Source organism: Pseudomonas sp. 8209 (assembly GCF_028682105.1).
GTDB lineage: Bacteria > Pseudomonadota > Gammaproteobacteria > Pseudomonadales > Pseudomonadaceae > Aquipseudomonas > Aquipseudomonas palmensis.
In genome coordinates this window covers 1-1636 of sequence record NZ_JANIAH010000024.1, presented here as the reverse complement: position 1 = coordinate 1636, position 1636 = coordinate 1, and the positions used below count along the sequence as shown (strand labels likewise).

The 1636-nt window shown below is 66.5% G+C and carries 1 protein-coding gene; it reads left to right on the top strand.

Going from position 1 to position 1636, the window contains the following annotated elements; translation table 11 throughout:
• Positions 1–1636: condensation domain-containing protein (locus NP552_RS25825; protein ID WP_337994643.1), on the top strand; the 1636-nt coding region annotated here is incomplete at both ends.

Sequence of the window (1636 nt, the reverse complement as noted above, 5' to 3'; positions counted from 1 at the left end):
CTGCTGCAGGCCGAGTACGTGGCGCCGCAGGGCGAACTTGAACAACAGATCGCCGCCCTCTGGCAACAGATGCTCGGCTGCGAGCGTATCGGCCGTACCGACGATTTCTTCGAGCTGGGCGGGCATTCGCTGCTGGCCACCCAGGTGATCTCGCGGGTGCGTCAGGTGCTGGGCTTCGACGTGGCCTTGCGCACGCTGTTCGAACACAGTCGCCTGGCGGATTTCGTCGCCACGCTGGATGCATTGAAGCGCATTGACGAGCCTGCGCTGGTTGCGGTCGAACGCGGCGTGCCGCTGCCGCTGTCCTACGCCCAGGAGCGCCAGTGGTTCCTCTGGCAGCTGGACCCGCAGAGCAGTGCCTATCACCTGCCGGCGGCCCTGCGCCTGCGCGGGCCGCTGGATGTGCCGGCGTTGCAGCGCAGCTTCGATGCGCTGGTTGCGCGGCATGAGCCGTTGCGCACCCGGTTCGTCCAGGTGGACGCCCATGTCAGGCAGGTCATAGACCCCGCGGCGCCGCTGCCTATCGACTTCGAGGTGCTGGCGCATGTGGCTGATCGCACGGCGCAGATCCAGGCTAGTGTCGCGGCTGAAAGCAGCCGCCTGTTTGCCCTGGACCAGGGGCCGCTGCTGCGGGTCAAGCTGCTGCGCCTGGCCGAGGACGACCATGTACTGGTGCTCACCCAGCACCATATCGTCTCGGACGGCTGGTCGATGCAGGTGATGATCGACGAACTGATCCGTCGCTACGGCGCTGGCATCAGCGCTCAGGAACTGGTGCTGCCGGAACTGCCGATCCAGTACGCCGATTTCGCCCAGTGGCAGCGTCAGTGGCTGGAGGCAGGCGAGCGCGAACGTCAGTTGCGCTACTGGCTGGAGCAACTGGGGGGCGAGCAGCCGACGCTGCAGTTGCCCACCGACCGTGCCCACCCCGCCCAGCGCAGTTTCCACGGCGCCAGGCGCGATGTGGCGTTGGACGCCGGTCTGACACGCGGGCTGCTGCAACTGGCCCGCGAGTGCGGGGTTACCCCGTTCATGCTGTTGCTGGCCTCGTTCCAGGCGCTGCTGCACCGCTATAGCGGCCAGGACGATATTCGTGTCGGAGTGCCGGTGGCCAACCGCAACCGCCTGGAAACCGAGGGCCTGATCGGCTTCTTCGTCAACACCCTGGTACTCAAGGCTCAGGTGAGCGGGCGACAGGCGTTCACTGCGCTGCTGGAGCAGGTGCGCCAGGCCACCCTGCAGGCTCATGCGCACCAGGACCTGCCGTTCGAGCAATTGGTGGAGGCACTTCAGCCGGGCCGCAACCTGGGGCGCAGCCCGTTGTTCCAGGTGCTGTTCAACTACCAGGCGCAAACCCGGGACGGGCAGGGGCTGCAGCCGTTGCCGCACCTGCAGGTGGAGGCGTTGCAGTGGGATACCCATACCGCACAGTTCGACCTGTCGCTGGAGGTGTTCGAGCGTGAGGAGGGCATAGCGGCTTCGCTGACCTTTGCCACCGACGTGTTCGAGGCCCACACCATCGAACAGATGCTGGGGCACTGGCAGAACCTGCTGCGCGCCATCGTCGAGCGTCCGCAACAGCGCGTCGGCGAACTGCCGTTGCTCGATGCCAGCGAGCAACAGGCCAACCTCCAGC